The 26,747-nt window shown below is 60.2% G+C and carries 26 protein-coding genes and 1 tRNA gene; 9 read left to right on the forward strand and 18 right to left on the reverse strand.

Annotation, left to right across the window (positions count from 1 at the left end):
• Positions 1-136: 136 nt before the first annotated feature.
• Positions 137-1,762: a glucose-6-phosphate isomerase gene (pgi, locus tag FBZ99_RS12825; RefSeq protein WP_095433860.1), complete on the forward strand. Its 1,626-nt coding sequence runs from the start codon at positions 137-139 to the stop codon at positions 1,760-1,762.
• A 397-nt stretch (positions 1,763-2,159) separates the two neighbouring features.
• Here pgi and FBZ99_RS12830 read toward each other — a convergent pair whose 3' ends face one another.
• The 3 genes from FBZ99_RS12830 to FBZ99_RS12840 all read right to left on the reverse strand — a co-directional run bounded on the left by FBZ99_RS12830 (position 2,160) and on the right by FBZ99_RS12840 (position 4,638).
• Complete coding sequence (locus FBZ99_RS12830) at positions 2,160-3,086, reverse strand: carbohydrate kinase family protein (protein ID WP_113332000.1); 927 nt, start codon at positions 3,084-3,086, stop codon at positions 2,160-2,162.
• Positions 3,087-3,163: 77 nt separating this feature from the next.
• On the reverse strand, positions 3,164-3,862 hold the full coding sequence (locus FBZ99_RS12835) for an orotate phosphoribosyltransferase (protein WP_095433858.1): 699 nt from the start codon (positions 3,860-3,862) through the stop codon (positions 3,164-3,166).
• Between the two features lie 125 nt (positions 3,863-3,987).
• Entirely contained in the window at positions 3,988-4,638 is a 651-nt protein-coding gene (locus FBZ99_RS12840; protein WP_145322344.1) for a TetR/AcrR family transcriptional regulator, read from the reverse strand.
• Between the two features lie 99 nt (positions 4,639-4,737).
• Here FBZ99_RS12840 and FBZ99_RS12845 point away from each other — a divergent pair, with 99 nt between their 5' ends.
• Both FBZ99_RS12845 and FBZ99_RS12850 read left to right on the forward strand, forming a co-directional pair.
• Positions 4,738-5,568, forward strand: a complete 831-nt coding sequence (locus FBZ99_RS12845) for an NmrA family NAD(P)-binding protein (protein ID WP_145633459.1) — start codon at positions 4,738-4,740, stop codon at positions 5,566-5,568.
• Positions 5,565-6,044 carry an anthrone oxygenase family protein gene (locus tag FBZ99_RS12850; RefSeq protein ID WP_442966480.1) on the forward strand — a complete coding sequence of 160 codons (480 nt, stop codon included), beginning with the start codon at positions 5,565-5,567 and terminating at the stop codon, positions 6,042-6,044. The genes FBZ99_RS12845 and FBZ99_RS12850 overlap by 4 nt, the downstream gene beginning before the upstream one ends.
• A 38-nt stretch (positions 6,045-6,082) precedes the next feature.
• Here the strand turns inward: FBZ99_RS12850 and FBZ99_RS12855 are convergent, their stop codons facing one another.
• The 6 genes from FBZ99_RS12855 to FBZ99_RS12880 form a co-directional block, all read right to left on the reverse strand.
• The gene (locus tag FBZ99_RS12855; RefSeq protein ID WP_113332086.1) at positions 6,083-7,234 is read right to left on the reverse strand and encodes a GGDEF domain-containing protein; all 1,152 of its coding nucleotides are present in this window, start codon (positions 7,232-7,234) and stop codon (positions 6,083-6,085) included.
• Positions 7,235-7,431: 197 nt separating this feature from the next.
• Complete coding sequence (pyrC, locus tag FBZ99_RS12860; protein ID WP_113390028.1) at positions 7,432-8,472, reverse strand: dihydroorotase; 1,041 nt, start codon at positions 8,470-8,472, stop codon at positions 7,432-7,434.
• A 142-nt stretch (positions 8,473-8,614) separates the two neighbouring features.
• Positions 8,615-9,247, reverse strand: a complete 633-nt coding sequence (locus tag FBZ99_RS12865) for a nucleoside triphosphate hydrolase (protein WP_113351280.1) — start codon at positions 9,245-9,247, stop codon at positions 8,615-8,617.
• Entirely contained in the window at positions 9,244-10,053 is an 810-nt protein-coding gene (locus FBZ99_RS12870; protein WP_173002500.1) for an ATP-binding cassette domain-containing protein, read from the reverse strand. The genes FBZ99_RS12865 and FBZ99_RS12870 overlap by 4 nt, the downstream gene beginning before the upstream one ends.
• Positions 10,029-11,093 (reverse strand): ABC transporter permease, encoded by a 1,065-nt coding sequence (locus tag FBZ99_RS12875; RefSeq protein WP_113331993.1) that lies wholly within the window; start codon positions 11,091-11,093, stop codon positions 10,029-10,031. The genes FBZ99_RS12870 and FBZ99_RS12875 overlap by 25 nt, the downstream gene beginning before the upstream one ends.
• Before the next feature lie 171 nt (positions 11,094-11,264).
• The gene (locus FBZ99_RS12880) at positions 11,265-12,290 is read right to left on the reverse strand and encodes a sugar ABC transporter substrate-binding protein (RefSeq protein WP_113331992.1); all 1,026 of its coding nucleotides are present in this window, start codon (positions 12,288-12,290) and stop codon (positions 11,265-11,267) included.
• Between the two features lie 245 nt (positions 12,291-12,535).
• Here FBZ99_RS12880 and FBZ99_RS12885 point away from each other — a divergent pair, with 245 nt between their 5' ends.
• Positions 12,536-13,783, forward strand: coding sequence for an ROK family transcriptional regulator (locus FBZ99_RS12885; protein ID WP_145633462.1), 1,248 nt, complete (start codon positions 12,536-12,538; stop codon positions 13,781-13,783).
• Positions 13,767-14,201, forward strand: coding sequence for an RbsD/FucU family protein (locus tag FBZ99_RS12890; protein WP_113331990.1), 435 nt, complete (start codon positions 13,767-13,769; stop codon positions 14,199-14,201). Before FBZ99_RS12885 ends, FBZ99_RS12890 begins: the two co-directional genes overlap by 17 nt.
• A gap of 198 nt (positions 14,202-14,399) precedes the next feature.
• Here FBZ99_RS12890 and FBZ99_RS12895 read toward each other — a convergent pair whose 3' ends face one another.
• The 5 genes from FBZ99_RS12895 to FBZ99_RS12920 form a co-directional block, all read right to left on the reverse strand.
• The gene (locus tag FBZ99_RS12895) at positions 14,400-15,437 is read right to left on the reverse strand and encodes a 4-hydroxyproline epimerase (RefSeq protein WP_145322336.1); all 1,038 of its coding nucleotides are present in this window, start codon (positions 15,435-15,437) and stop codon (positions 14,400-14,402) included.
• 174 nt (positions 15,438-15,611) lie between these two features.
• Complete coding sequence (locus tag FBZ99_RS12900) at positions 15,612-16,904, reverse strand: alpha/beta hydrolase (protein WP_442966483.1); 1,293 nt, start codon at positions 16,902-16,904, stop codon at positions 15,612-15,614.
• Positions 16,905-17,460: 556 nt separating this feature from the next.
• Positions 17,461-18,342 (reverse strand): aldo/keto reductase, encoded by an 882-nt coding sequence (locus tag FBZ99_RS12910; protein ID WP_113330032.1) that lies wholly within the window; start codon positions 18,340-18,342, stop codon positions 17,461-17,463.
• A 212-nt stretch (positions 18,343-18,554) separates the two neighbouring features.
• Positions 18,555-19,199, reverse strand: a complete 645-nt coding sequence (locus FBZ99_RS12915) for a TetR family transcriptional regulator (protein WP_145633471.1) — start codon at positions 19,197-19,199, stop codon at positions 18,555-18,557.
• A 59-nt stretch (positions 19,200-19,258) separates the two neighbouring features.
• Complete coding sequence (locus tag FBZ99_RS12920) at positions 19,259-19,906, reverse strand: class I SAM-dependent methyltransferase (RefSeq protein WP_113390021.1); 648 nt, start codon at positions 19,904-19,906, stop codon at positions 19,259-19,261.
• Between the two features lie 217 nt (positions 19,907-20,123).
• Here FBZ99_RS12920 and FBZ99_RS12925 point away from each other — a divergent pair, with 217 nt between their 5' ends.
• On the forward strand, positions 20,124-21,044 hold the full coding sequence (locus FBZ99_RS12925) for an oxidoreductase (protein WP_145633474.1): 921 nt from the start codon (positions 20,124-20,126) through the stop codon (positions 21,042-21,044).
• A gap of 74 nt (positions 21,045-21,118) precedes the next feature.
• Here FBZ99_RS12925 and FBZ99_RS12930 read toward each other — a convergent pair whose 3' ends face one another.
• Positions 21,119-21,451, reverse strand: coding sequence for a BA14K family protein (locus tag FBZ99_RS12930; protein WP_233788615.1), 333 nt, complete (start codon positions 21,449-21,451; stop codon positions 21,119-21,121).
• Positions 21,452-21,741: 290 nt separating this feature from the next.
• On the opposite strand from FBZ99_RS12930, the gene FBZ99_RS12935 reads away from it, so the two are divergent.
• Positions 21,742-22,191, forward strand: a complete 450-nt coding sequence (locus FBZ99_RS12935; RefSeq protein WP_113330027.1) for a MarR family winged helix-turn-helix transcriptional regulator — start codon at positions 21,742-21,744, stop codon at positions 22,189-22,191.
• Positions 22,188-23,744 (forward strand): MDR family MFS transporter, encoded by a 1,557-nt coding sequence (locus tag FBZ99_RS12940; RefSeq protein ID WP_113390018.1) that lies wholly within the window; start codon positions 22,188-22,190, stop codon positions 23,742-23,744. The genes FBZ99_RS12935 and FBZ99_RS12940 overlap by 4 nt, the downstream gene beginning before the upstream one ends.
• A gap of 90 nt (positions 23,745-23,834) precedes the next feature.
• Here the strand turns inward: FBZ99_RS12940 and FBZ99_RS12945 are convergent, their stop codons facing one another.
• Positions 23,835-24,278 carry an SgcJ/EcaC family oxidoreductase gene (locus tag FBZ99_RS12945; protein WP_113330025.1) on the reverse strand — a complete coding sequence of 148 codons (444 nt, stop codon included), beginning with the start codon at positions 24,276-24,278 and terminating at the stop codon, positions 23,835-23,837.
• A gap of 61 nt (positions 24,279-24,339) precedes the next feature.
• Between FBZ99_RS12945 and FBZ99_RS12950 the strand changes: the two genes are divergently transcribed.
• Positions 24,340-24,780 (forward strand): MarR family winged helix-turn-helix transcriptional regulator, encoded by a 441-nt coding sequence (locus FBZ99_RS12950; protein ID WP_113330024.1) that lies wholly within the window; start codon positions 24,340-24,342, stop codon positions 24,778-24,780.
• Between the two features lie 243 nt (positions 24,781-25,023).
• Here the strand turns inward: FBZ99_RS12950 and FBZ99_RS12955 are convergent.
• Together FBZ99_RS12955 and FBZ99_RS12960 are read right to left on the reverse strand one after the other, a co-directional pair.
• A tRNA-Arg gene (locus tag FBZ99_RS12955) sits at positions 25,024-25,100 on the reverse strand.
• 125 nt (positions 25,101-25,225) lie between these two features.
• Positions 25,226-26,746 carry a sensor histidine kinase gene (locus FBZ99_RS12960; protein WP_113390017.1) on the reverse strand — a complete coding sequence of 507 codons (1,521 nt, stop codon included), beginning with the start codon at positions 26,744-26,746 and terminating at the stop codon, positions 25,226-25,228.
• Position 26,747: the final 1 nt, after the last annotated feature.

The raw sequence follows: 26,747 nt of genomic DNA on the forward strand, positions 1-26,747 counted from the left end.
TCACGAGCGGCTTTTTTCGTTTTGGGCGATAGGTGAACTTGATTTACGCCCTACATAGGGAATAGTTTTCGCGACCAATCTCAAAGCGCTTGGCCCGGTTTTGAAGGCCAGCAGCGCGAACCGCAAGGAGCCTCCCATGAACGCCCTCGTCGACCAACTGAAGAGCACCGCATCGGCAACGAAGGCCACGGATATTCGCGCCGCCTTCGCCGCCGATCCGAAACGCTTTTCCCGCTTCAGCGCCTCGTTCGACGATCTGTTGATGGATTACTCCAAGACGGCTGTTAACGACGATATCCTCGCCCTGCTCGAGAAGCTCGCAGCCGAGGGCGGCGTTGCCGCCAAGCGCGAGGAAATGTTTTCCGGCGTCGCGATCAACTTCACCGAAAATCGCGCCGTTCTGCACACTGCGCTGCGCAACCGCTCGAACAAGCCGGTGCTCGTCGACGGCAAGGATGTCATGCCCGACGTCAATGCTGTTCTGGCCGCCATGGGCAAGTTTGCCGACGGCATCCGCTCTGGCGCACTCAAGGGCTCCACGGGCAAGGCGATCACCGATGTCATCAATATCGGCATCGGCGGCTCCGATCTCGGGCCGGTCATGGCAACGCTGGCGCTCGCCCCCTACCACGACGGCCCGCGTTCGCACTTCATCTCGAATATCGATGGCGCCCATATCGCCGATATCCTGAAGCTCGTTAAGCCGGAAACGACGCTCTTCATCGTTGCTTCGAAGACCTTCACGACCATCGAGACGATGACGAACGCCCAGACGGCGCGCAAGTTCATCGCCGACGCGCTCGGCGAAGCTGCCGTGCAGCATCACTTCGCCGCCGTTTCGACGGCGCTCGATAAGGTCGCCGCCTTCGGTATCGACAGTGAACGCGTCTTTGGCTTCTGGGATTGGGTTGGCGGCCGCTATTCGATCTGGTCGGCGATCGGCCTGCCGCTGATGATCGCGATCGGCCCGGAAAACTTCGGCAAATTCCTCGATGGCGCGCATGCGATGGACAACCATTTCCGCCAGGCGCCATTCAAGGAAAACCTGCCGATGCTGCTCGGCCTTATCGGCTTCTATCACCGCAACGTGCTCGGCTATCCGACGCGTGCGATCCTGCCCTATGACCAGCGTCTCTCGCGCTTCCCGGCCTATCTGCAGCAGCTGGATATGGAATCGAACGGCAAGGGTGTCACCATCGACGGCACGCCGGTCGAAGGCAATTCCGGCCCGGTCGTCTGGGGCGAGCCCGGCACCAACGGCCAGCACGCCTTCTATCAGCTCATCCATCAGGGTACGAGCATCATCCCGGCCGAATTCATGATCGCCGCCAACGGCTTCGAGCCGGAGCTGCGCCACCAGCACGACCTGCTGATGGCCAACTGCCTGGCACAGTCGGAAGCGCTGATGAAGGGCCGCACCTTCGAGGAAGCCAAGGCTCAGCTCACCTCCAAGGGCATGGACGACAAGAAGGCTGATTTCATCGCGCCGCACCGCGTCTTCACCGGCAACCGCCCGTCGATCACCTTCGTCTATGACAAGCTGACGCCCTTTGCGCTCGGCCGCCTGATCGCGCTTTACGAACATCGCGTCTTCGTCGAGGGCGTGCTCTTCCGCATCAACTCCTTCGACCAATGGGGCGTCGAGCTCGGCAAGGAACTGGCAACAGGCCTGCTTCCGGTCATCGAAGGCAAGGAAAGCGCCGCCGGCCACGATTCCTCGACGCAAGGGCTGGTGGCAGCGCTCGCAAGCCGCGCGAAGTAAGCTGATTATCCACCTCCTCCTTGACGGGGGAGGTCGCCGCAAGGCGACGGGTGGGGGTGATTGAGCTCTCCGCATCGGAACGACCAAAGGATCACCCCACCTCGGCATGACGTGTCGACCCTCCCCTCAAGGGGAGGGTTTTGCTGGCTGAACGCTCTATCCGAATATGTCGTGAAAGTACCCCCCTCTGTCAGCTTCGCTGACATCTCCCCCACAAGGGGGGAGATCATTGGGAGTTTGCCGCGCGCTCCGCAAACAAAGCAAGCGCAGTCGGTTCGATATCAGCTTGAGGTGATGAAGCGCCGCGAATTACCGATCTCCCCCCTTGTGGGGGAGATGTCACGACAGTGACAGAGGGGGTGCAGCACTCTCCCCGCTTCCGAAAGCCGATAAACGATTACAGCCCGATCTCATGTGCCCAGGGCGGATTTGCACCCGCGCGCGACACAGTCACCGCCGCAGCCTTGGCGCCCAGAGCAAGCGCATCCTGCAACGCCTTCTCGTTCAGCGATGCCACCTGCGCCTTGGTCAGCAGATTGTTCATCTTCAGCGATGCCAGGATGCCGGCATCGAAGGTATCACCCGCCCCGACCGTATCGACGACCGTGACGCGCTCGCTCGGCACCGAGACCTTCAGCGACTTCGTATAGCCGGTTGCGCCTTCGGCACCCTTGGTGATGACGACGAGCTTGGCGCCCTGGTTCAGCCAATGGGCGGCGAGTTCGTCGTGATTGCCAGCAATACCGAACCATTCCAGATCCTCATCGGAGAATTTGAGAATGTCGGACATGGCAGCCATCCGGCTGATGCGACCCATATGAGCCGCCTTGTCCTTGATGAAGCCCGGACGAATGTTCGGATCTAGCGAGATGACGCGGCTCTGGTGCTCGCGCTTCATCAGCGCCTCATAGGTCGCGCCGCAGGGATCGGGGATGAGGCTGATCGCACCGAAATGCAGAGCTTCGCAATCAGTACCGAGCGTCGGGAGATCCGCCTCGGTGATCATGCGGCCAGCCGTGCCTTCATCGTAGAAGGCATAGGTCGCCTGACCATTGACGAGCTTGACGAAAGCAATCGTGCTTGGACGCGGCGTGATGGCGCAATAGCTGAAATCCACCTTGGCGGCCGACAACGTGTCGCGCAGGATTTCGCCCATCATGTCATCGGCAATGCCGGTGAAGAAGCCCGTGGGAATGCCGAGACGACCAAGCGCGATCGCAGTGTTGAAGATCGCGCCGCCGGCGTAAGGGGCGAAGCCCTTCTCACCCAGCGTCGTATCCCGCGGCAGCATATCGATCAAAGCTTCGCCACAGCACAATATCATTCCGGCCTCCCAAAGAGCGCGTCTGTCTTATCCAGTTACATAAATCGATTAGATAGATTCAATGCAAAAGCAAAGTGTCAGTTTGTCGGCAGCTCCGAAATGCCGCCATTCCAGCCGGACCAGGCGAGCGGCGCATTGAGAAAGGCCTCGACTTCTTCCAGCGTCTTGTCGTCGAACAGCTTCTGCTCCTTGGCGACGGCGAGCACTTCGCGCCAGGTCGTGATGTATTGCAGGCTGACTTTCCGGTTGGCAAAGCGTTCGACCGCCTCGGGGAAGATGCCGTAATAGAACAGCGCCATGCCATGATCGACAATGCCGCCGGCTGCGCGGATCGCATCGATGAAGGTGAACATGCTGCCGCCAGCCGTCGTCAGATCCTCGATGACGAGCACGCGCGCGCCGTCCTTCATGTCGCCTTCGATCTGCGCGTTGCGGCCATGGCCCTTCGGCTGCTTGCGCACATAGATCATCGGCAGGTTCAGGCGCTCGGCGAGGAAGGCGGCAAAGGGGATGCCCGCCGTCTCGCCGCCGGCGACGCAATCGAACTGCTCGAAGCCGACATTGCGAACGATGAGGCTTGCGGCGAAATCCATGACTGTCGAGCGGATGCGCGGATAGGAAATCAGCTTGCGGCAATCGATATAGACAGGACTCGCCATGCCGGACGCGAATTTGTAGGGCTTGTCGGCATTGAAGTGGACCGCCTTGATCTCCCAAAGCATCCTGGCCATCAGCTCGGCCATGACAGTGCGATCGGTGAATATCATCTGGGTCATACGAGGCCTCCTTCGCGAGCGCTAATGTTCCAGCGGCAATAGCAGCAAGCGGCCCGAGTTTCCAGACGTATGAAAGCTTTTGCCAATATCCTCTCGGCTGGCGCCCGCAGGGCGAGCCGAAGCAATCAGCGCAGTATACCAAGATCGGCAAGAAGCATGGCCTTGAACAGCTCGATGACCTTATCGCCTTCTTCTCTTTCGATCGAAATCGCATAGCGCACCGCGGCCGCGACGAGCTGCATGGTCAATCGGGCCGTTCTTGCAAGTTCGGAATCGTCGCGCTCCGGCCATAGGCGTTTTAGGACGGTCAGAAACGCCTGCGAATGCCATTCCATGTCTTCAGCATCGACCTTCTGCAGCAGCTTGTCGGCCTGAGTGGCATGCCAGATGTCGCGCATGACCGGCTCATTGAGAAACATGGCGTAGTAGCCATCGACAATGCGGCCAAGAGCGGATTGGAGCTGATCGCGGCTCTTGATCGTCGCCAACTCATCCTCGACGCATTGCCTGCCCTGCTCGTTGAAGCGCTCAGCCAGCACGCGGATGATCGCCGTCTTGTCGGGGAAATATTGGTAGAGCGAACCGAAGGAGACGCCTGCCTTTTCGACGATCTCGCCCATGCGTAGCGCATCGCTGCCGTTTTTCGCAATCAGCTCGGATGCCACCGAAAGGATGAGGTCGACGCGCTCGCGGCCGCGCTGCTGGCTGGGTATGCGTCGTGGTGTGCCCGCCTCATCCTTGCTGCGCCTGCGTCTCGCGATCAGTTCCCGCGCCATACCATTCCCCGCCTGTGCCTGTTGACAGGCAATATAAGAGAGTTTATCACATTTCGCAAATGAGAGAATTTATCACGTTTTGCGCTGGAGGAGCTTGAAATGCAGATCTCGACAATTGCCATCATCGGTGGATTGGGAAAAACCGGCGGCCGGGTCGCCGAGCGGCTGAAAGAGCGCGGCATCACGGCTCGCGCAGCCTCCCGCTCAACGACACCACGCTTCGATTGGCAGGACCGCAGCACATGGCGGCAGGCACTGGAAGGCGCTTCTGCCGCTTACGTCACGTTCCAGCCGGACCTTTCGGTCGATCGGGCGGCAGAAACCATCGGCGCTCTGGCAAAAGCCGCTATCGAGGCTGGTGTGGAACACATCGTGCTGCTTTCCGGGCGTGGTGAAGACGGAGCCGTTCGCAGCGAGGAAAAACTCAAGGCCACCGGCATCGGCTATACGGTGCTGCGCGCCAGCTGGTTCAACCAGAATTTCAGTGAGGGCGCCTTCGTGGACGGCCTCTTGCAGGGCAAGCTCGCTCTACCGGCCGGCGATGTCCCTGAGCCTTTCATCGACGCAGACGACATAGCGGATGCGGCCGTCGAATGTCTTATCGATCCGCGTCACCGCAACCAAACCTACGAACTGACGGGACCCCGCGCTTTAACCTTCCGCCAGGCGGTTTCCGAAATCGCGACGGCTTCGGACAGGACCATCGAATACGAAACGGTTCCGATCGACGCCTTCATCGCCGAGATGACTGCCTACGGCCTGCCACAGGAAACCACCGACCTCCTGCGTGAGCTTTTCACGCAGGTTCTTGACGGCCGCAATTCACCTGTCATGCACGGCATAAGGCAGATTCTCGGCAGGCAGCCTAAAGATTTTTCCGATTACGCCCGTGAAACCGCCGCAACCGGCATCTGGAGTATCCAGTCATGACCTTTCCGATCATGAATATCGCTCTCATCATCGCCGCGCTCAGCAGCGGTCTTCTCGCCGGCGTCTATTTCGCCTTCTCGACGTTTGTTATGCAGTCCCTCGCCCGCCTTCCGGTCGATCAAGGGATTGCTGCCATGCAATCAATCAACGTTACGATCGTGCGTTCGCCCTTCATCGTGCTGTTCCTGCTGACGGCAGCGCTGTCAGTCTTCATCGCCGTTATGGCCATCATCCATTGGCGGGGCAGCGTGAGCGTGATGATGCTGACGGGCGCCGCGCTCTATATCGTCGCGAGCTTTCTTTCGACCATGGTATTCAACGTGCCGCTGAACGACGCGCTCGACAAGATCGATGGCCATTCAGCCGAGGCGGTACAATTTTGGTCGACCTATCTCAGCGACTGGATGCGATGGAACCATGTGCGCACGGTCGCCTCGCTGCTCGCCGCATGCGCCTTCGTGAAGGCCATGTTCTGAAAACCTGGAAACGATCGGGCACCAGCCAAAGCGACCGGCTAGACAGCCCGCAGATAGGCCGCGACCTCCACACGGTTGCGGCCGTTTCGTTTTGCTTCGTAAAGCGCCTTGTCGGCGGCACGTAACACATCGTCGAAGCCGAGCCCTTTGGCAGTGCCGGTCGCGATACCGGCACTGACGGTGCAGGCGAGAGATTTGTCTTCGATGCTGATCGCCCGTGCTGCAAAGGCATCGCGCACCCGCTCGGCGACCTGCTCGGCCCGGCCCGGCAGCATATTGTCAAGCACGAGCGCGAACTCCTCGCCGCCGAGGCGGGCCACAGTGTCGGACGACCGCAGGCCGAAGGAGAGCTCCTCCGCGAAAAGCTTAAGCACAAGATCGCCGGCAGCATGGCCATGTTGATCGTTGATCGTCTTGAAGCGGTCTATATCGAAAATGATGACAGCCATCGAGGGACCGAAGGACCGGCGGCCGTAGAGATCGAACAGCGCGCGGCGATTGAGCAGCCCGGTCAGGGCATCGGTGATCGCCTCCTGACGATGAAATGCTGCTTGGCGCCACTGGTGCAAAGCGAGGGATAGAGCCCCGATCCCGGTCATTCCGGCGATGCAGACGGCGAGGCTGACATCCTCCGCCCAGTTATCCGGCGCATGACCGAGCACGAGCTTACCATCGGCAATCAGCACGGCCGCGCATAAGGCAAAGGAAATCGCCGTCAGCGTGTAAAGCGCCGTAATGCCGTAAAGCGGCGTCGGCGCCTCGCGCCGGCTGAGCCAATATTCGCGCGCCGTCAGAAGCAGCAGCACGCAGATGACAAGATTATCAGCGATGAAAGCCAGACCGTCGTAACCGACAAGCATCGGTCCGATCGATACTGTCATGCCAGACAAGCAACCAAGGGCAAAGCGGATCTTGGAAAGGCGACCCTTGCGAAACTGATAACCCGCCACCCATATCGTCGCGAAGCCGAGGAAGAATAAGACGAACGTCAAAATGGCGAAAATCGGCCTGGGATGGTCAACATAGGCGCCATAGGTGAAGATGCCACCGACGATAGGCACAAGACCGGCAGAACACGTCAGGAGGAAGGTATCGGGCCGACGCGAAAACCAGCTTCCGACCAACGTGACCGCCAGGCATGAGGCGGAAACGCCGAGGGCCAGAAGAAGCGAGTTGTAATCGACCAGCATCATGCTCTTTCAACGGTTTGGTTTCTACCGCAGGGGATTGCTGCCACGCTAGGCCGTCAGGGGTATCAAATTAGTTACGGCAAATAATAAAGAAAATGTATTTCAACAAAATATACGTTTCAAATCCCGGCATACACCAATGAAGTGTCGCAATACGTCTTATATGTTTATATTTACTTATGTAGATTAATCTGAAATTAAATCTCGACGTCCCAGTGCAAAGGGAACATCGGGTCGAAGACGGTGACCGGACCGGCGCCAGTTTCGATCTTTGCCGGGAAGGTTACAGCCTCGGGCCGGCGCACGAGGGTAATACTGTCCTCGTTGACCGGCAGGCCGTACCAGGTTGGGCCGTTCAGCGAAGCAAAGGCTTCGAGCCTGTCCAGCGCGCCTTCCTGCTCGAAGACATGGGCAAGACAGCTCATGGTGTTGATCGATGTATAAATGCCGGCGCAGCCACAGGCGCATTCCTTCAGCGGATCGACATGCGGAGCCGAATCCGTGCCGAGGAAGAACCGGGTATCGCCGCTGGTTGCGGCCGCACGCAGCGCCAGGCGATGGCTTTCGCGCTTGGCGACCGGCAGGCAATAATAATGTGGACGGATGCCGCCGACGAGGATGGCGTTGCGGTTGATGATCAGGTGATGCGTCGTGATCGAGCCGGCGAGGTTGGCCTTTGCCGATTTGATGTAGTTGATGCCATCTGACGTGGTCACATGCTCCATCGTGACCTTCAGTTCCGGCAAGCGCTGGCGCAAGGGATCGAGCACGGTTTCGATGAACACTGCCTCGCGATCGAAAATATCCACCTCCGGCGTCGTGACCTCGCCATGAACGCAGAGCGGCAGACCGATCTTTGCCATGCGCTCCAGCACCGGCATTGCCTTGTTCAGATCGCGCACGCCGCCATGCGAATTGGTCGTCGCGCCGGCCGGATAGAGTTTGACGGCGGTGATAAGGCCGCTCTTCTTGCCCTCTTCGACGTCGTCGGGGCTGGTATGCTCGGTAAGATAAAGCGTCATGAGCGGTTCGAACCGATCACCCGTCGGCAATGCCTTTAGGATGCGCTCGCGATAGGCAGTCGCATCCGCCGTGGTCACGACCGGCGGCACGAGATTGGGCATGATGATGGCGCGGGCGAAATGTTTGGAGGTATCAGCAATCACACCCTCCAGCATGGCTCCGTCACGCAAATGCAGATGCCAGTCGTCAGGACGGCGGATGGTGAGCTTTTGCATGGGCGCGACCTCTGGAAATGTGAGCGCAATCTCGTCAGGAAACCGTCTCGGCTTCTTCGGGATCGTGCTCTTTGATATCGCGCTTCGATAGCACCATACGCCCCCGCAAAACAATCCGCGACGGCGCTTAAATGATAGATGGTCAATCCTGCACGATGTCGATGGTGACGTCGGCCGGGCGGCGGTTCTCCAGAATCAGCCGGCCATTCGGCAGGTCGTTGCCATAGACCTTGGCATGAGCGGCCTCCTCATCGAGCTTGTAGCCCCGCCAGCGTGCCCATAGCCGCTCTTCCAGCACTTCCATCGGTGGGGCGAGCATGATCGAATAATCGAACATGCCTTCCAGCTCAGCCCATTTTCCCTGGCTGAACAGCAGATAATTCCCCTCGATGACGATGAAGCGATGATCGGCCGAGACGATGCGGGCAGAGGCGATCGCAATCTCCCGCGAACGGTCGAAGACCGGCACGAGGACCTCCTGATCGGCGGCACGCACGGCCTTGACGATATCGAGGAAGGCGCGCACGTCGAAACTGTCAGGCACACCCTTCCGTTTCAAAAGTCCCTTCTCGATCAGGACGGCATTGTCCATATGAAAGCCGTCCATCGGCAGGACTTCGGCGCTCTCGCCTCTCGCCTTCAAGACCTTGGCAACATTGTCGGCCAGGGTGGACTTGCCGGCACCGGGAGGGCCGGCAATCGCGACCAGGAATCGTTTCCTGTTGCCGGCGCGCGCGATGATCTCGCCGGCAACATCGTCAAGAGAGACGCTCATGCAGCAACATTCTCGACCGGCGGAGCTTTGGCGCCGGTCATGAAAGCAACAGCATCGGACATGGAATAATCCTTGGGATTGATGACGGTCAGGCGCCGTCCCAGGCGATGGATGTGAATACGATCCGCAACCTCGAAGACATGCGGCATATTGTGCGAGATCAGGACGATCGGCAAGCCGCGGGCGCGTACGTCGAGGATGAGTTCGAGAACCTTGCGGCTTTCCTTGACGCCAAGGGCGGCCGTCGGTTCGTCCATGATGACGACCTTGGAGCCGAAGGCGGCGGCACGCGCCACGGCGACACCCTGCCGCTGGCCGCCGGATAGCGTTTCCACCGCCTGGTTAATGTTCTGGATCGTCATCAGACCGAGCTCAGAGAGCTTGTCGCGGGCGCGCTTTTCCATAGCCGGGCGGTCGAGCATCCGGAACACGGAGCCGAGAATGCCCGGCCTGCGCACTTCGCGGCCTAGGAACATGTTGTCGGCGATCGAGAGCGCCGGCGACAGAGCCAGGTTCTGGTAGACCGTTTCGATGCCGGCCTCCCGCGCCTCCATGGGCGAGCGGAAGTGAACGGGCTTGCCTTCCAGCTTGATCTCGCCCTCATCGGGGGTGACTGCGCCGGAGATCGCCTTGATCAGCGAGGACTTGCCGGCGCCGTTATCGCCGATCACGGCAAGGATCTCGCCGGGATAGAGGTCGAAATCGGCATTGTCGAGGGCGGTCACGCGGCCATAGCGCTTCACGAGACCGCGGGCAGTGAGGATGGGTTCGACGGTCGTGGTCATGCCGATACCTTTCTGATCCATTGATCGATCGCGACGGCGCCGATGATGAGCACGCCCGTCAGGAGCACCTTCCACTGCGGATCGGCGCCGAGCATGTTGAGGCCCATGGAAACGACACCGACGATCATGGCGCCGAAGAGCGTGCCGAGGATCGAGCCGCGGCCGCCGAAGAGCGAGATGCCGCCGATCACGGTTGCTGTGATTGCCTGAAGATTGAAATCGGTCACCGCGGAAGACGGCGAGACCGACCCGTTGCGGCCGATGGAGACCCAGGCGGCAAGCGCTGCGATCAATCCCGAGACGCCATAGACGGCAAGAAGCACTTTCTTGGTCTGGATACCGGCGAGTTTCGCCGCTTCCGGATCGTCGCCGACGGCATAGACATGCCTGCCCCAGGCGGTGTGATTGAGGACATACCAGAGGCCGATGACGAGGAGCACCATGGCGATGACGCCGAGGGTGAGCACGGCACCGCCGACGCGGAAGCTCGCTGCGAAAAGATGCAGCAGCGGCGCCTTTTCATCGACATCGGTGTCGCGGATGGTTTCATTGGCCGAATAGATGAAGTTCGTCGCCATGACGATATTCCACGTGCCAAGCGTCACGATGAACGGCGGCAGCTTCATATTGGCGACAAGGAAGCCGTTGAGCAGCCCGCAGATGCCGCCCACGACCAGGCCGGCGACGATTGCTACAGGTGTCGGCAAGCCGTATGTCACGGCGACATTGCCCATGACGACCGAGGAGATGACCATGATGACGCCGATCGAGAGATCGATGCCGGCGGTCAGGATGACCAGCGTCTGGGCCGCGCCGAGAATGCCGACGATGGCGATCTGCTGCAGGATGAGCGTCAGCGTATAGGCGGAAAAGAACCTCCCGCCAATCGCGATACCAAAGATCACGATCGCCAGCACCAGGACGATCAGCGGCACCGCCGCCGGCGTCGAATGCAGAAAGTGCTGCACGCGCTTCAAAAGAGAGACATCGTTGTGCTCGAACGAAGCGACGTTCTTGTCGCTGCCGTCGAGAACACGTTCGAATTCCTGTGCTCCGGACATAATTATTCCTCCGCCACCGCGCACATGCGCGGAAACCGCCGGCTGTTGGGGGCCAGCCAGGATCTGAGCCCGACCGACGTGACTGTTGCGATTGTCTTCTCCCTGTCAAAGAGCCGCGCCATGAGGCGCATGACGCGGCTCTGAAGGGACTATATCACATTCGTGAGGGGCTTAGCCCCAGCACTTGTTGAGACCTTCCTTGGTGTCGATGGACTTCAGACCGGAGACCGGCTTGTCCGTCACCAGGGAAACGCCAGTGTCGAAGAAGGTCTTGCCTTCGGTCGGCTTCGGCTTCTCACCCGAGTCGGCGAACTTCTTGATCGCCTCGACGCCGAGGGCCGCCATCATCAGCGGATACTGCTGCGCAGTCGCGCCGATTACGCCATCCTTGACCGACTTGACGCCCGGGCAACCGCCGTCGATCGACACGATCAGCACCTGCTTTTCGAGGCCGACGGCCTTCAAAGCCTGATAGGCGCCGGTTGCAGCCGGCTCGTTGATCGTGTGGATGACGTTGATGCTGGAATCCTTCTGCAGAAGGTTTTCCATGGCCTTGCGGCCGCCCTCTTCGTTACCGTTGGTGACGTCATGGCCGACGATGCGCGCATCGGTTTCGTCACCGATCTTGTTCGGATCCTTCGGGTCGATGCCGAAGCCGATCATGAAGCCCTGGTCGCGCAGAACGTCGACCGACGGCTGCGACGGCGTCAGATCGAGGAAGCCGATCTTGGCGTCTTTGGCCTTGTCGCCCAGCGTTTCCTTGGCCCACTGGCCAACGAGTTTGCCGGCAAGCAGATTGTCCGTGGCAAAGGTGGCGTCGGCCGCATCGGCCGGCTCAAGCGGAGTGTCGAGCGCGATGACCAGCAGGCCGGCATCGCGTGCCTTCTTGACCGAGGGAACGATGCCCTTGGTGTCGGAGGCGGTGATCAGGATGCCCTTCGCGCCATCTGCGATGCAGCTCTCGATCGCAGCAACCTGGCTTTCGCTATCGCCATCGATCTTGCCGGCATAGGACTTCAGCGTCACGCCGAGTTCCTTGGCCTTGGCGGTCGCGCCCTCTTTCATCTTGACGAAGAAGGGATTGGTATCGGTCTTGGTGATGAGGCAGGCGGATACGCCGGCAGCCTTCGCAGGTGCGGCAAAAGCAACGCCGAGCGCCAGGGCGGCGACGGCGGCGGAAATAACAGATTTCTTCATTCAATCCTCCCGATGTTTAAAAGCCGGACCTTCCGGCAGCCCCGGGCCTCAACCCGGCTTGAAGACGCGCCATGCCTGTCGGATTATTTCCAGTGGACCTCCTCCACGGCCATATGCGCATCTCCTACCCCCATATCTGAACCTAAAGATTTCCAGCTGTCAATAAATAAATCGGATTGAATTATTAATTCGATGTGGCATTCTTGAAAAAAATCAGGCATGGCCATGATGGAAGGAGCAGGCCCATGTCTCTCGTGCAGGACCCGGAGGACACACCCACAACACCGGCGATTCTCGACCCCTCCGGGGGCGCGAACCAGCTTGGCGTGCGCGCCCATAACGAGCGGCTCGTGCTTTCGCTCGTTCGCCGTCACGGCGCGCTGTCGAAGGCCGATATCGCGCGGCGCAGCGGGCTTTCGGCGCAGACAGTCTCCGTCATCATGCGCGCGCTGGAGAAGGACGGGCTGCTATCCCGCGATGCTCCGGTGCGCGGCCGTGTCGGCCAGCCATCCATTCCCATGCGGCTCAACCCGGATGCGGTGCTCTCCTTCGGCGTCAAGATCGGCCGGCGCAGCGCCGACCTTGTGCTGATGGATTTTGTCGGCGGTATCAGGATGCAGCTGCATCAGACCTACCCATATCCGCTGCCGCAAGACATCATCGCCTTCGTCACGGCCGGCATCAGGGAATTGGAGGGACGCCTCCATGATGACCAGCGCCGCAAGATTGCCGGAATGGGCGTCGCGGCACCTTTCGAGCTCTGGAATTGGGCCGAGCAGGTAGGTGCCCCGCCCGGTGCGATGGATGCCTGGCGCGGCTTCGATCTGAGAACCGAAATCGCTTCGCGCGTCGCTTACCCTGTCTTCCTGCAGAACGACGCCACCAGCGCCTGCGGTGCCGAGCTGGTCTTCGGCGTCGGCCCGCATTATCCTGATTTCGTCTATTTCTTCATCGGTTCCTTCATCGGCGGCGGCATCGTCCTCAATTCATCCGTCTTTGTTGGCCGGACCGGGACGGCCGGCGCGCTCGGCCCTCTGCCCGTGCGCGGCCGCAACGGCGAGAACCGGCAGCTTCTGGAAATCGCCTCGATCTTCGTGCTGGAAAACCTATTGCGGGATCACGGTTTCGATCCACGCCCTCTCTGGTATTCGGGGGATAATTGGATCGATTTCGGCGAGCCGCTGGAGATCTGGATCCAGGATACGGCCAAGGCACTGGCACAGGCGATCGTCGCCTCTGCCTCCGTTCTTGATTTCAGCGCTGCCGTCATCGATGGCGGCTTCCCCGGCTGGGTGCGGGAACGCGTGGTGCGCGCAACCATCAAGGCAGCGGCGGAACTGGATCTTCAAGGTGTCGTCATGCCCGAGATCATCGAGGGCGCCGTGGGGCCGCAGGCCCGCGCCATCGGCGGCGCCAGCCTGCCGATCTTCGCGCGCTACCTCATCGACCAAAACGTTCTTTTCAAGGAGATTGAGCATGCTGAAGGGCATTGACCCGCTGTTGAGCCCGGAACTTCTGGCGACGCTACGCGCCATGGGCCACGGCGACGAGATCGCCCTTGTCGACGGCAATTATCCCGGTCTCGAACATGGACGCCGCCTCATCCGCCTCGACGGCCATGGCGTCATTCCCGTGCTCGATGCAGTGCTAAGCGTGCTGCCGATCGACGATTTCGTGCCGCAGGCGATTTTCCGGGCAACCGTCAAGCAGGACCGCGATGCCGTCGACCCCGTTCATGCGGAGATGATCGAGTGCTGTGCCCGTCATGTGCCAGATATGAATGTCGTGCCGCTACTGCCGGCGGAATTCTACGAGCGGGTGAAGCAGGCACATGCGCTGATCCAGACCAGCGAGCCCCGGCTCTATGGGAATATCATTCTGCGCAAGGGTGTGATTTATCCAGCAAAATAGCAGGCCCGCCGCTCATCCGGCCTTCGGCCACCTCTCCCCGCATGCGGGGAGAAGGAGATGGGCGCAACCGCAGCCTTCCTTCCCACACTTTACTCAGACGAGGATACAGGACTAGTCCCCTCTCCCCGCCTGCGGGGAGAGGGTTAGGGTGAGGGGCGAAACTCTCATAGATGGCAGAAGCTAATCATCCGCCTACCCTCAAATATCTCCAGCTGAAGGCCCCCAGACATCCGTCATGGCAAAACCTTCCGCCATCGGGTCGAAGGGATCGAGCGCCACCTGGCTCAAGCCAAAGGTGAAGCCGCGGCCGGTGATGGTCGGGATGACGGCCGGCTTGCCGGCAACTTCGGTCTCCGCCAGCAGGCCTACCTCGAACTCCGAACCGATGATCGAGCGGGATTTAAAGACATCGCCGACCTTGGCCTTGCCGCGGGCATGCAGCGTCGCCAGATTGGCGGAATTGCCGGTGCCGCAGGGCGAACGGTCGGCGCGGCCGGGCCACATGGTCGTGCAGGTGCGGATCGCGCCATCGGCGTCGATATCGCGGAACATGACATAGGCGACGCCGGAAATTGCGGGAATTTCCGGGTGGACCACGGTCATCGCCCGGTTGATCGCTTCCTTGAGGATCATGCCGGCCTGCACGAGGGCGGCTGCATTGGCCTTTTCGATCTTCAATCCGATCTGGCCGACATCAACAAGCGCATAGAAAATCCCGCCATAGCAGAGATCGAGCTTGATCCTGCCCCATTGCGGCGTCTCAAGCTCGACATCCAGCTCATGCACAAAGGACGGCACCATAGTCAGACGCACCTTTTCGCAGCGGCCGTCGCGGCAGGTCGCAGTCGCGCGCACGAGACCGGCGGCCGTATCGAGCGTGACGACGGTTTCAGGCTCCTTCATCTCGACAATGCCGGATTCGAGCAAAGCGGTGGTCACGCAGATGGAGTTCGAGCCGGAGCTTGCATGTGCCTGATCCGGCTGCAGGATGATGAAACCGGCATCGGCTTCAGGATGCTTAGCCGGCAACAGCAGGTTGACGGAGCCGATCGGCGCACCGCGCGGCTCCAGCACAAGGAAGCGCCGCAGTTCCTGACCCTTCGGATCCGTGTTCAGCCAATGCAGCTGCTCGGCAATGCTGTTGCCGGGGATTTTTGGGACGCCGCCGATGGCAACCTTGCCGATTTCACCTTCGCAGTGGACATCCAGCAGCTGGATTGTGCGCTTCCATCTCATTTCACAGGCTCCCATCGGACGTGTTGCGTCATGTCGCCGCCAACGCAGGCATTCTGGAGGGTAAACCGAGCGAGCGCCATGCACACCCCTCTGATATATCAGATCGAGCGGCGTGGCTATGGCGTTTTGCGGCGGCGCTGAAACGCCTCCGCTGAGGGACATGCCGCGACAGCGCTATTGCTTCAATGCGTCGCCGACATTGTTGCCGGTCGCCTCGACGCTATCGCCGAGCGAGCCGACGGTATTGTTCGCCGACGCACCGACGCGACGCCATTGCTCGCCGTAATTCGCCCGCGTCCGAGGATCGAAAATGGCAATCGGAGCGCTGACGGCAGCACCTGCGACACTGCCGACCGTCTGGGCAGCACCCATGGCGACCGCGCCGACGGCATCGCCGATGCCGACATCGGAATCGGTGATCGTCTGGCCCTCAATCAGCCGCGCGCCGATCAGCTTCACCACTTCCGGGCTTTCGGCGAACTTGCCGTGATTGAGGCCATCGCCAGTCTTGAGCTTGGTGAGATCCAGCACGGTGATCCCCTGTTTTTCCAGCTCGCTGCGATAGGGTTCAGCCGTCGGATCGATCTGGCCGAGGCGATCGATATTGCCGGAGATGCGCCGCGACAGCGAAAGCGCGCGGTCATCCCGCGAGACGAACAGCGTGAAATGCGGCTTGTCCTTGCCGAGTGCCGCGAACTGCCTTCCGAAGACATCGACGTCGAGATCGGGCGACGCCAGGATGACGTTCTTGATCTTCGGCGCGACGCGGCCATTGCGGATCGCCATCTGCCGCAGCGATTCGACCGCGAGCCAGCTGCCCATCGAATGCGCCATGACGGTGATGTCGCCGACAGCCGGATCGGCCGCAACGCGACGCAACAATTCCTCAAGCGAGTCGCGGGAATAGTTGGTGCTCTCCTTGTCGTAGGCATAATCGAAAATGCTGGCGCGCGACGGCCAGGTGAACACGATCGGCGCGACGTCGGCGTGCGAATCGTGAACAATCTGCGCGAAGCGGTAGACGGCATCCTCGTAGCGGTTGTTGAAGCCATGCACGAAAATCAGCACACGCTTGTTTTTCGGCAGTTCCGCATGCACCCAGGCTCGCCCGTCCGCCTCCGTCGCCAAAGGCTTGACGGCCGTCGTGACGAAATTCTTCAACGGATCGCCTGGCAGACGGCTCGGCCACTGCACCTGACCGACCTTGCGATTGGCCTCCGGCGGAATGGAAACACTGACGGCATCCACCTTGAGCCCCGGCCCGCGCTCGCCGGAAAACAGAATGGCCGGGTCCTTGTCCGGCAGGCGTGTCGTCGCGACGAGGAGATCGACCTTGGATGTGCCAGGCACGTTTTCACTGATGGGCTGCATAACCCCGATGGGACGGCCGCATCCGGCCAGCGACAATGTGGCAACGACAGCTACAGTTCGGAAAAACAGCTTTCCCCATCCGTCCGAACCCGCCATGCGCTGCATCATGCAACCCTTCCTTACCGCCATAACGTCGCGCCACTCTACGCATGGATACCTGCGGCGCAAGCGACTCCAGCGGTTCTTGACCACATGATGCGATGCTAATTCGCGGAAGCATTGCAAAGGCGCAACGCCTTTAAAGATCCGGGAAAATCACTGAAGAAGATAAAAAAAGAGCCCGACGCGGGAGGAGGATGCATCGGGCTCTTGATCCGGATTGGCAACTGGGAGGAGGAGGAGTGTTGCCAATCATTGAAGGAGCGCTGGGAGGAGGAGTGCGCTGCCTTCGAGGGAGTAGATATAATGCTCGCGACAGCATGAACAGATCATCTTTCGCATTGCAGCAATGCAATGAGCGCATTGCTTTCTCCGCAGATGCCAAAAATATCGCATAGCCACGGCATTTCCGAGGTTCCAACGCCTATTTTGCAGTCGTTATCGACCTAAATCCTCAGATTCACATGATTGTGATCGGCGTTTCTGCATGGGAAAGCACCCTCGCCGACGCTTGTCCGGTCAGCAACAGCCGACCGGACGAACGAATTTCGGCTTATGCGGCCTTGAAGGCTTTCTTGCCCTCGGCATCGAGCGCAGCAAACTCCTCGTCGGACAGAACGATATCGACCGCTGCGGTATTTTCCTCAAGATGCTTGACCTTGCCGGTTCCAGGAATCGGCAGCATTACGGGGCTGCGCTTCAGCACCCAGGCAAGTGCGATCTGGCTCGGAGCGGCATTGTGCTTCTTCGCGATGGTATCGAGCAGCGAGCCTTCCTTGGCGAGGTCGCCGGCGGCCAGCGGGAACCACGGGATGAAGCCGATGCCGTGCTTTTCGCAATAGTCGAGCACGTCTTCGCTGGTGCGATCGACCAGATTGTAACGGTTCTGCACCGTCACGACCTTGAAATGCTTCGATGCGGCTTCGATGTCGGCAACGGAGACTTCGCTCAAGCCCGCATGACGGATGATGCCGTCACTTAGCAACGATTTCACGGCGTCGAATTGCTCCGCCGCCGGCACCTTGGAATCGATGCGATGCAGTTGCCAGAGATCGATGCGATCGACGCCGAGGTTGCGCAGGCTCTTGTGCGCCTGCTGGATCAGATATTCAGGGCGACCCACGGGCACCCAGACATTCGGGCCGGTTCGGGTCAAACCGCCTTTGGTCGCGACCACGAGGCCATGACCGTAGGGATGGAGAGCCTCCTTGATCAGACGTTCGGAAACATCCGGACCATAGGAATCGGCCGTATCGATGAAATTGATGCCGAGTTCCGGCAGGCGCCTCAGCGTACGGACGGCTTCGTCATGATCCTCTGGCTCACCCCAGATACCGGCGCCGGTAATGCGCATGGCGCCGAAACCGAGACGATGAACGGGAAGGTCACCGCCGATCTTGAACTGACCGGACTTGGCTGCGTCGAATTCTGACATGGTTATAGTCCCTTTTGCTGATCTGAAATGTAGCTGGCGTTTCCGGCATCCGAGGGGAGCCGAGATTCGAGGGGCAAATCGAGGGTTTCGCGAGGGAGAGATACAGTCGCGATCCGATACTAGATGGGTCTGCATCGCGGCATATGCAATGTATCGATACGCGATGCGTCGCGACCGATCAGGGCGGTTTCCCTTAGTCTAGCCTGGTGCAGTCATGTACGCCGTTGCACCTGTTTGCCGAGATCGGCAAGCGTGGCCCAAAGTTCATCGAAGAGGTTACGAGCGAACTGCTCTACGGAAACATCCTGCGGAGATTGCATCCAGCGCTCGCTGCCGATGCGCAGCATCGTCACGACCGCGGCCGCAAGCATGCCAAGACGAAGACGCTCCTCCTCGCTGCCGCTGCCACGGGCAAACAGTGCATCCGCAAGCTTCTTCTCCAGCTTGGCATATTTGAGTTGGTCGCGTGCTTGAAGCGTCGGCGTATTGTGAATCAGGGCAGCCAGAGCAAGGCTCTGCGGATCGGCGATGGCAGCACGAAGGGCAGAATTAACAGCCCTCTCAATGACGTCGACGATCGAAACATCTTCGGGCTGCGCCGCGACCGCGCCGATCAGCTCACGGGCAAAACCATCCTGCCAGGCGGTGACCACATCTTCTTTGCTGGGGAAATAATCGAAGAAGCTGCGCTTGGAAACATCGGCAGCTTCCGTGATGTCCTCGATGGTGGTGGCCTCGAAGCCACGCTCGAGGAACAGCCGCAAGGCGGCGGATTCGATGCGTTCGCGGGTTTGACGACGCTTGCGTTCGCGCCGGCCTTCCTTCACCGCGCTATCGACATCCGGCTTTTTCGCCATCCGCTACCCCCGGAACTCACTTCGGGCCGCCCCAAATCGGCCTTGCCGGCTTCCGGCGCCTAAGCGCTGATTCCGGCATTCTCTCCGGTGCTACGATATTTGGAGCCAGCAATCGAGAGCTCCAGAGGATTTTGCCGCGATATCCTGTAGACGCCCGCCGGCGGAATGTTGCGCACCGTACCGCCGATGCGCTTTGCCGTAAGCCCCAGGCTTTCAAGGATCGGTTTCTGCACCGGACAGCGCGGGCCGTAGGTGAACTGATAGAAAGCCCCTCCCGGCTTCATCGTTTCAAAGGCGCCACCGACAATGGCCACGACCTTGGAGGGCGGCATGGACAGCAGCGGCAGGCCGCTGATGACGGCGCCGAAAGGCGCGTCATCGAAAAGTCCGCATCGGCCGAGCTGCGCCGCATCCATATGCACCACCCGCGCCGCCGGAAAACGCTCCCGCAGGCGAACAGCGAACTCCTCGCCGAATTCGACGAGTGTCAGCGCACTTTCGGGGACGCCACGCGCCAGCAGCGCCCGCGTGAATACGCCGGTGCCCGGACCAAGTTCGAGGATCGGACCATCGAACGGCTCGATCTCCTGGGTCATCAGCCTTGCCAGCCTCTCACCGGAGGGCGCCACAGCCGCAACACGCAGGGGATCGCTGACCCAGGAGCGGAAGAACTGCACAAAATCAGCGCATGAGGTCTTTGTCGTCATTCCGCAAATCCAATCTTCGGTCACATAATTTTATGAGGGCCGAACAGCGTGGCAATTCGAAGGCATGCCACGCCATTAGACCGTCGAAAGCCATTGATATGCAAGCATCATCGCATATTTTGCACTTACATATTTTCATTTATTGCAAACTTGCATTTAGTGTAGAAATTACCAGATACAATGGGCAATGCCAAAATCTCTTCACAGGAGCTCCGCAATGCCAGACTGGACAATAAAAGATATTCCGCCGCAGACGGGCCGCATCGCAGTCATTACCGGCGCCAACAGCGGTATCGGCTACGAAGCAGCAAAGGCTCTGGCAGGCGCCGGCGCAAAGGTCATCATCGCCTCACGAAACGAGGCCAGGGCCAATGAGGCACTCGCCAAGATCCGTGCGGCGACACCAGGCGCAGACGTGACATTCGAAGCGCTTGATCTTGCCAGCCTCGATTCCGTCGCGCGCACGGCAACCCGCATCGGCGATAGACTGCCGCATATCGATCTGCTCATCAACAATGCCGGTGTCATGGCCATCCCGGACCGGCATGAGACCGAAGATGGTTTCGAAATGCAGATGGGCGCCAATTATATCGGCCATTTCGCCTGGACGATGCGGCTGTTGCCAAAGGTTTCTGCTGCGGAAAATCCGCGAGTGGTCACGGTGAGCAGCCTGGCGCATCGCAGCGGCAGGATCAATTTCGACGATCTGCAGTGGCGCAAGCGCTATCGTCCCTGGCCCGCCTATTGCCAATCGAAGCTGGCAACGCTGCTGTTCAGCCTGGAGCTCGATCGCATCGCCCGCGCCGAAGGCTGGAAGCTGAAAAGCGTTGCCGCTCATCCCGGCTATGCCGCGACCGGCCTGCAGACCACGGGTCCGCGCATGGGCCGTGATCGGGCCGGCGGTCTCGAAATCGCGACAAAATTGCTGGGGCCGTTTCTATCGCATACGGCAGCAGCCGGCGCCCTCCCGACCCTCTTTGCGGCCACCTCGCCTACGGCGGAAGGCGGCGCCATGTATGGCCCGAACGGTTTCTATGAGCTCAAAGGTCCGCCGGTGCGTGCCAAGATTGCCGCTCATGCCCGTGATCAGGCGATCTGGCGGCGGCTGTGGGACGTCTCCGAACAGTTGACCGGTTGAAGACACCCTTCCCGCGACGGTCTGAAAAGAAATCCCTCTCCGCGAAACGGAGAGGGATTTCGATCTATTTCGTATTACGGGCTGACGCACTGGCGGCGCGGACCATTGGTCGGCTGATAGGTATTGTCCGACGCACGATAGGTCTTGTAGCGGCTTGCACACCAGCGGACATGCGCACTGCCGCGCGGCGGCTGCGAAACGGCTCCGCCAATGATCGCGCCGGCGGTGAAGGCGGCCATCGGATACCACCAGCCACCATGACGCCGGTAGCCCGGACGGTGATAGCGATAGCCGCGATGGCCATGCCAATAACCCGGGCGATGATGCGGACGGTAGTGAGGACGATAATGCGGACGGTGACGCCCGCGATAGTGCCTGTTGTGGTGGCGATATTGAACTTCGGTCAGGCCAGCGAGCTGATTGTCGGTCTGCTGGATTGCCGGCTGGATCAGCGGCTGAATCGGTGCAGCGGCCGCGGGGTCGAAAGACACTACCGCAAGCAGGGCGCTCAGGGCAGTCACTGTTACGGTTGTCAGGAATCGTTTCACAGCTCTTCTCCTCCTATCGAGTCGTAATACTGATGAACAACGCGCAATGATTGAAAATCTTTCACAATATTATTGCTTGCGCAAGTACATGCCGCACGATAGGTATATAGATAGGAAGCCTATCTATCTAGATGTGAACGAGTCTATCGATGAGCAAAGCCGACCGTCATCACGGAATCGAGGAAGCCTACGCGCTGGCCGAGGTGTTGCGTCCTGCCCTCCATCGCCTGCATCGACAATTGCGGCGCGAGAGCGACGAGGCCGGACTGTCGCCGCTGCATGCCTTGTTGCTCGTCGCCATCATGCGCCAGCCGGGCATCGGCGTTGCCGAATTGGCGCGGATGGAGAAGCTGCGCGGACCGACGATTTCAGGGCATGTGAAAGCCATGGAGCGGGATGGCCTCATCGCCCGTTCGGAACCGGACCCGAGCGACCGGCGCCGCAATGGTCTGGTGGCGACGGAGAAAGGTGAGGACATCATCCGCAGCCTGAAACGGCGGAGAACCGACTGGCTCGCCTCCGAACTCGCCAAACTGTCGCCGCAGCAGCGTGACGCCATTCGTGCCGCAATCGAACCGCTCATGGAGATCGGACAATGAATACCGCTCGCCCGAATGTTGCCCCACCATCCGCTCCGGCGGCAGGCGACCCGCCCGATCGTCGCGAGATTCGCGCCGTGATCCTCGGACTGATGATCGTTCTCGGCCTCGGCGCCATAGACCAGAGCATCGTCGCGACGGCGCTGCCGCGTATCGTCAGCGATCTCGGCGGGCTGACGCACCTCTCCTGGGTGGTCAGCGCCTATGTGCTCGCCTCAACCAGCACCATGCCGCTCTACGGCAAGCTCAGCGACCAATATGGCCGGAAGCCGATGATCTATGCGGCGATCCTCATCTTCCTTCTCGGCTCGGTGCTGAGCGGCATCGCGCAGACGCTGCCGCAGCTCATCATCTTCCGGGCGATCCAGGGTATCGGCGCCGGGGGATTGCTGCCGCTGGCCCAGATCATCATCGGCGATATCGTGCCGCCAGCCAGACGCGGCCGCAATCAAGGTTCGATCGCAGCCGTCTTCGCCATCTGCAGCGTCATCGGCCCGATCGCCGGTGGCGTCATCACCGATCTCCTGTCATGGCACTGGATCTTCTACGTCAACCTGCCGATCGGCGCCGTCGCGCTCGTTATGATCGGCCGGGCACTGAAGCGGCCGCATCAGGCGCGCAGCCGCCGCATCGACTATCTCGGCGCGGCGCTGCTGACCAGCTGCACGACCAGCTTCCTGCTGGTGCTGGCCCTCGGCGGCAATGAATGGTCCTGGAATTCGCCTGAGATTTTCGGGCTTTCCGCCCTTGCGTTCGTTCTCTTCGTCTTTTTCATTCTGCATATCCGGCATGAACCAGAGCCGGTGCTGCCGCCCGATCTCTTCCGCAACCGGCTGTTCGTCGTCGCCTGCACCGTGCTCGCCCTGACCTTCATGGGAATGCTGGGCGCAAGCCTCTTCTTTCCGCTGTTCTTTCAGATGGTCATGGGGGTCAGCCCATCGCATTCCGGCCTGCTCACCGGCCCGCTGATGATCGGCGTAGTCATCTCCTCCATGGTCAACGGTCGGGTGCTGCTGCATCGCTTCGGGCGCTACAAGCCGGCGCAGCTCTGCGGTCTCAGCCTCGCAACCGCTGCCTTCGCCGTACTCGCCTGGGCTGCAGCCACCAGTCAGGGCTTCTGGATCATCGAGCCGACGGTCTTTGCACTCGGCCTCGGTCTTGGCCTCGTCATGCCCACAATGACGATCGCGGTGCAGAATGCCCTGCCCCTAGCCCATCGCGGCGTGGGAACGGCGACGCTCGCCTTCTTCCGCTCGCTCGGCGGCCTTATCGGCGTTACCGGCTCCGGCGCCATCCTTGCCTATCGCGTTCAGAACGCTGGCGGCGCGCTGGATGGGATGCATGTATCGTCCTTGACCGAGGCTGGCATGAAACAGCTCGCTACGGTCTCTCCCGAGGCTCATGCCGCCGCGATAGCACTCTATCGTCACGCGATCGCCATGACCTTCGCAACGGGAACAGCCATCGTGGCGCTGGCGCTGATCGTGCTGTTGTTTCTGCCGGAATTGCCGCTGAAGATGGAGCATGGGCCGGAAAAGGCACGCCCAAGCTGAGCTGCGCACAATATGGCCACGGAAGCAGTAGTCCGGCGTCCCCATGCTTATTCGCAGGGACGCCCGCTTCGCTGGGTTCTGAAGAGTGCGTCAACTCTGCAGCTTACGCTGAGCTTCCGCTTTGCCGTCCTCGGGCAGGTCCATGTTGTGCATGACGGCGATCGACCAGACATCGTGTTCGCGCACGATCACCATGTTGATCAGCCCATGGCGTTCAGGCCATTCATTCCCTTGCGGATCGCGCGCGCCCGTCATGCTCCAGTGAATGTCGAGTGCGGCAACATCGGAGCGGATAGGACGCATTTGGGTTTTGGTGGCTTTGAGCTGACTGTCCTTGAACATCGTCTCGAATATGGGCCTATGAAACTGCTCGATCGATGATCGGCCCGTTGCCTTCATTCCAAATACGTTCGTGAAATCGGCGTCTTGCGCAAATATCGCGGAAAAGGCGCTGGCATCGTGGCTATTCCATGCGGCAACGAACGCATCAACGATTTGTTGCGCGGCCTGTCCAACGTCCGGATGCAGTGACATCTCACACTCCCTCCTTTAGTATGAATACCATACTATATGGCAACCGGACTTATTTGGAAATATGGTAACACCCTACACGCAATCACTTCTGCTCTACGCCTACCAGGCTTCCGCACAGGCGCTCATCCAGACACTGCACGAGCGCGGTCATCCAGCCATCAGACCGAAGCATGGCGCAGTCTTTGCCAATATTGATGAAGAAGGAACCAGAGCCAGCCTACTTGCCGAAAGGGCGGGCATGGGCAAGGCCGCAATGGGCGAACTGATCGATGACCTGGAACGTCTTGGCTATGTCAAGCGGGTGCCGGTTCCTACGGACAGGCGCGCCAAGCTCGTCACCGCCAGGCCGGAGGCGCGGCAGGTGATGCAAATCGTTCACGAATTTAACGACGGGATCGAACGGCAATATCGTGAGCTGTTGGGAGAGCAAGCCTATCAGATATTGCGCACCGCCCTGCGGACCATCGCGGCAAAGGAGGACATACAGCCCAGAATTCGTTAAGGCAAAGAAGCAGGCAGATATTCAGGCGGCGCAACATCGCTGACCGCGCAGCGGCATGGACATCACAGGCTATTGCGAATGCTTGCGCAGGTCGAAGCTAAGACATGTCGCGCAGAAGTGTTCGGCGGCTTTGCTGCAGCGACTGCGCAATATCAAAGACCCAACGCGCGAGAAGCGAATCTCAAGGATCGCGATACGCATTAGATAAGAAGATGCCAAGCTTGTTCTGGAATAGTGAAAAAATGGCGCACCCGAAGAGATTCGAACTCCTGACCCCCAGATTCGTAGTCTGGTGCTCTATCCAGCTGAGCTACGGGTGCGTGGCCGAAACGGAAGAAACCGTTGGCGTGGGCGGTTCTCTAAAGCCTCCCTTGAGGGAATGCAAGTGGATTTCTGAAAAAGATCGCGATTTTCGTGCATATTGACGCCAAGCAGCTGAAAACAATCAGTTTTCTTGGAGGCTTCTGCTCCGGTAGTCATCGAGGGATACCGGGCGGTCGGGAATTTCGATGCGAAACTGCGTGCCGGCCGCCGGTTTTTCGACGAGCGCAATGGTACCGCCATGGGCAAGGACGAGTTCACGGGCGATTGCCAGGCCAAGGCCGGTGCCGCCCGAGCGGGCTGAACCACGGAAAGCCGTGAACAGGTTCTCCCGCGCCTTTTGCGGCATGCCCGGCCCCGTATCGTCGACGGTAATGCTGACGACACTGCCGATTCGATGCGCCGAAACCGTGATCCGCCTGACGCTGTCGGGCTCCGCCTCGCCGAAAGCGATCAGCGCCTGATGGGCGTTGCGGCAAAGATTATGAATGACGCGGAACAGCTGCTCGCTGTCGGCATCGACCTCCAGGTCGGGGCTGAGCTGTTCGATGAACTCGATGCCGCTATCCGGATCGATCGCCAGAATATCGCGGACCTCCTCGACAAGCTCGAATATGCGAATCTTGCGCCGGCGCGGCGCCGATTCGGAGGTCTGGCCAAAGGAAAGAACTTCGGTCGTATAGCCGACGGCACGATCGATGGTGCGCAGCAGCTTCGGGGCGAAGCGCTTGACCATCGGGTCATCGACATCGACCAGGCGGTCCGACATCAGCTGCGCGGCCGAGAGAATATTGCGCATGTCATGGTTGATCTTCGACACGGCGAGGCCAAGGGCGGCAAGATTTTTCTGCTGCTTCAGCGTCTTCTGCAGCTGCGATTGCATCGAGGCCAAATGGCGTCCGGCAACAGCAAGCTCATCGCCGCCCTTGTCGGGAACGAGAACGCGGCCGGGATCCTCCGGATCATCGGAATAGGCCTGCATGCTGTCCGTCAGCCGGCGGATGGGACGAATCATCATGCGGTTGATCGCAAAGAAGATCAGTGTTGCGGTGAACAGCGAGATGAGAATGGACACGAAGAAGACGCTGGTCGAATAGGCAAGCATCGCATTGCGGAGACGTGTATCCTTCAGCACAACCTCGATACCGGTGTTGGCATCGCCGCCGACGGGGCCGAACACGCGGATGATGCGATTGCCGCCGAACAGCAGCGTATCGAGCGCATCCTTGATGGCGGTGAGCTGCGACACGTCGCTGAGATCGTATTTCTCATCGACGGAGGCTGGCATCTCGGCCGTCGCCAGCAGGCGCGACGTGCCGTCCTTGCGCAGGACGATGGCCCGCGTGCCAGTCGCCATCAGCGTCTCCTTTTGCAGAGCACGCGGCAACTCAGCCGGCTGCAGGCCGTCGATGACGATGGCGGCGGCGGCGGCGGTGTTCAGCCGATCCTCCAGCCATCGCAGCCGCATGTTGGCGACAGAGGGCACGAAGATCAGCACTTCCGCCAACGAAATGAAAACGACGGTGAGAATGAGAAGCTTGCCGGAGAGGCCGCCGAAAATGCCTGTAGGACGGCAAAGCTGGGACAGACGGCTTTTTTCAACCTTGCCGTCCTTTACGGCACCCTTATCCTGCCCACTGTCCATT

Origin of the sequence: Rhizobium sp. ERR 1071 (genome assembly GCF_007828675.1) — a bacterium.
GTDB lineage: Bacteria > Pseudomonadota > Alphaproteobacteria > Rhizobiales > Rhizobiaceae > Rhizobium > Rhizobium dioscoreae.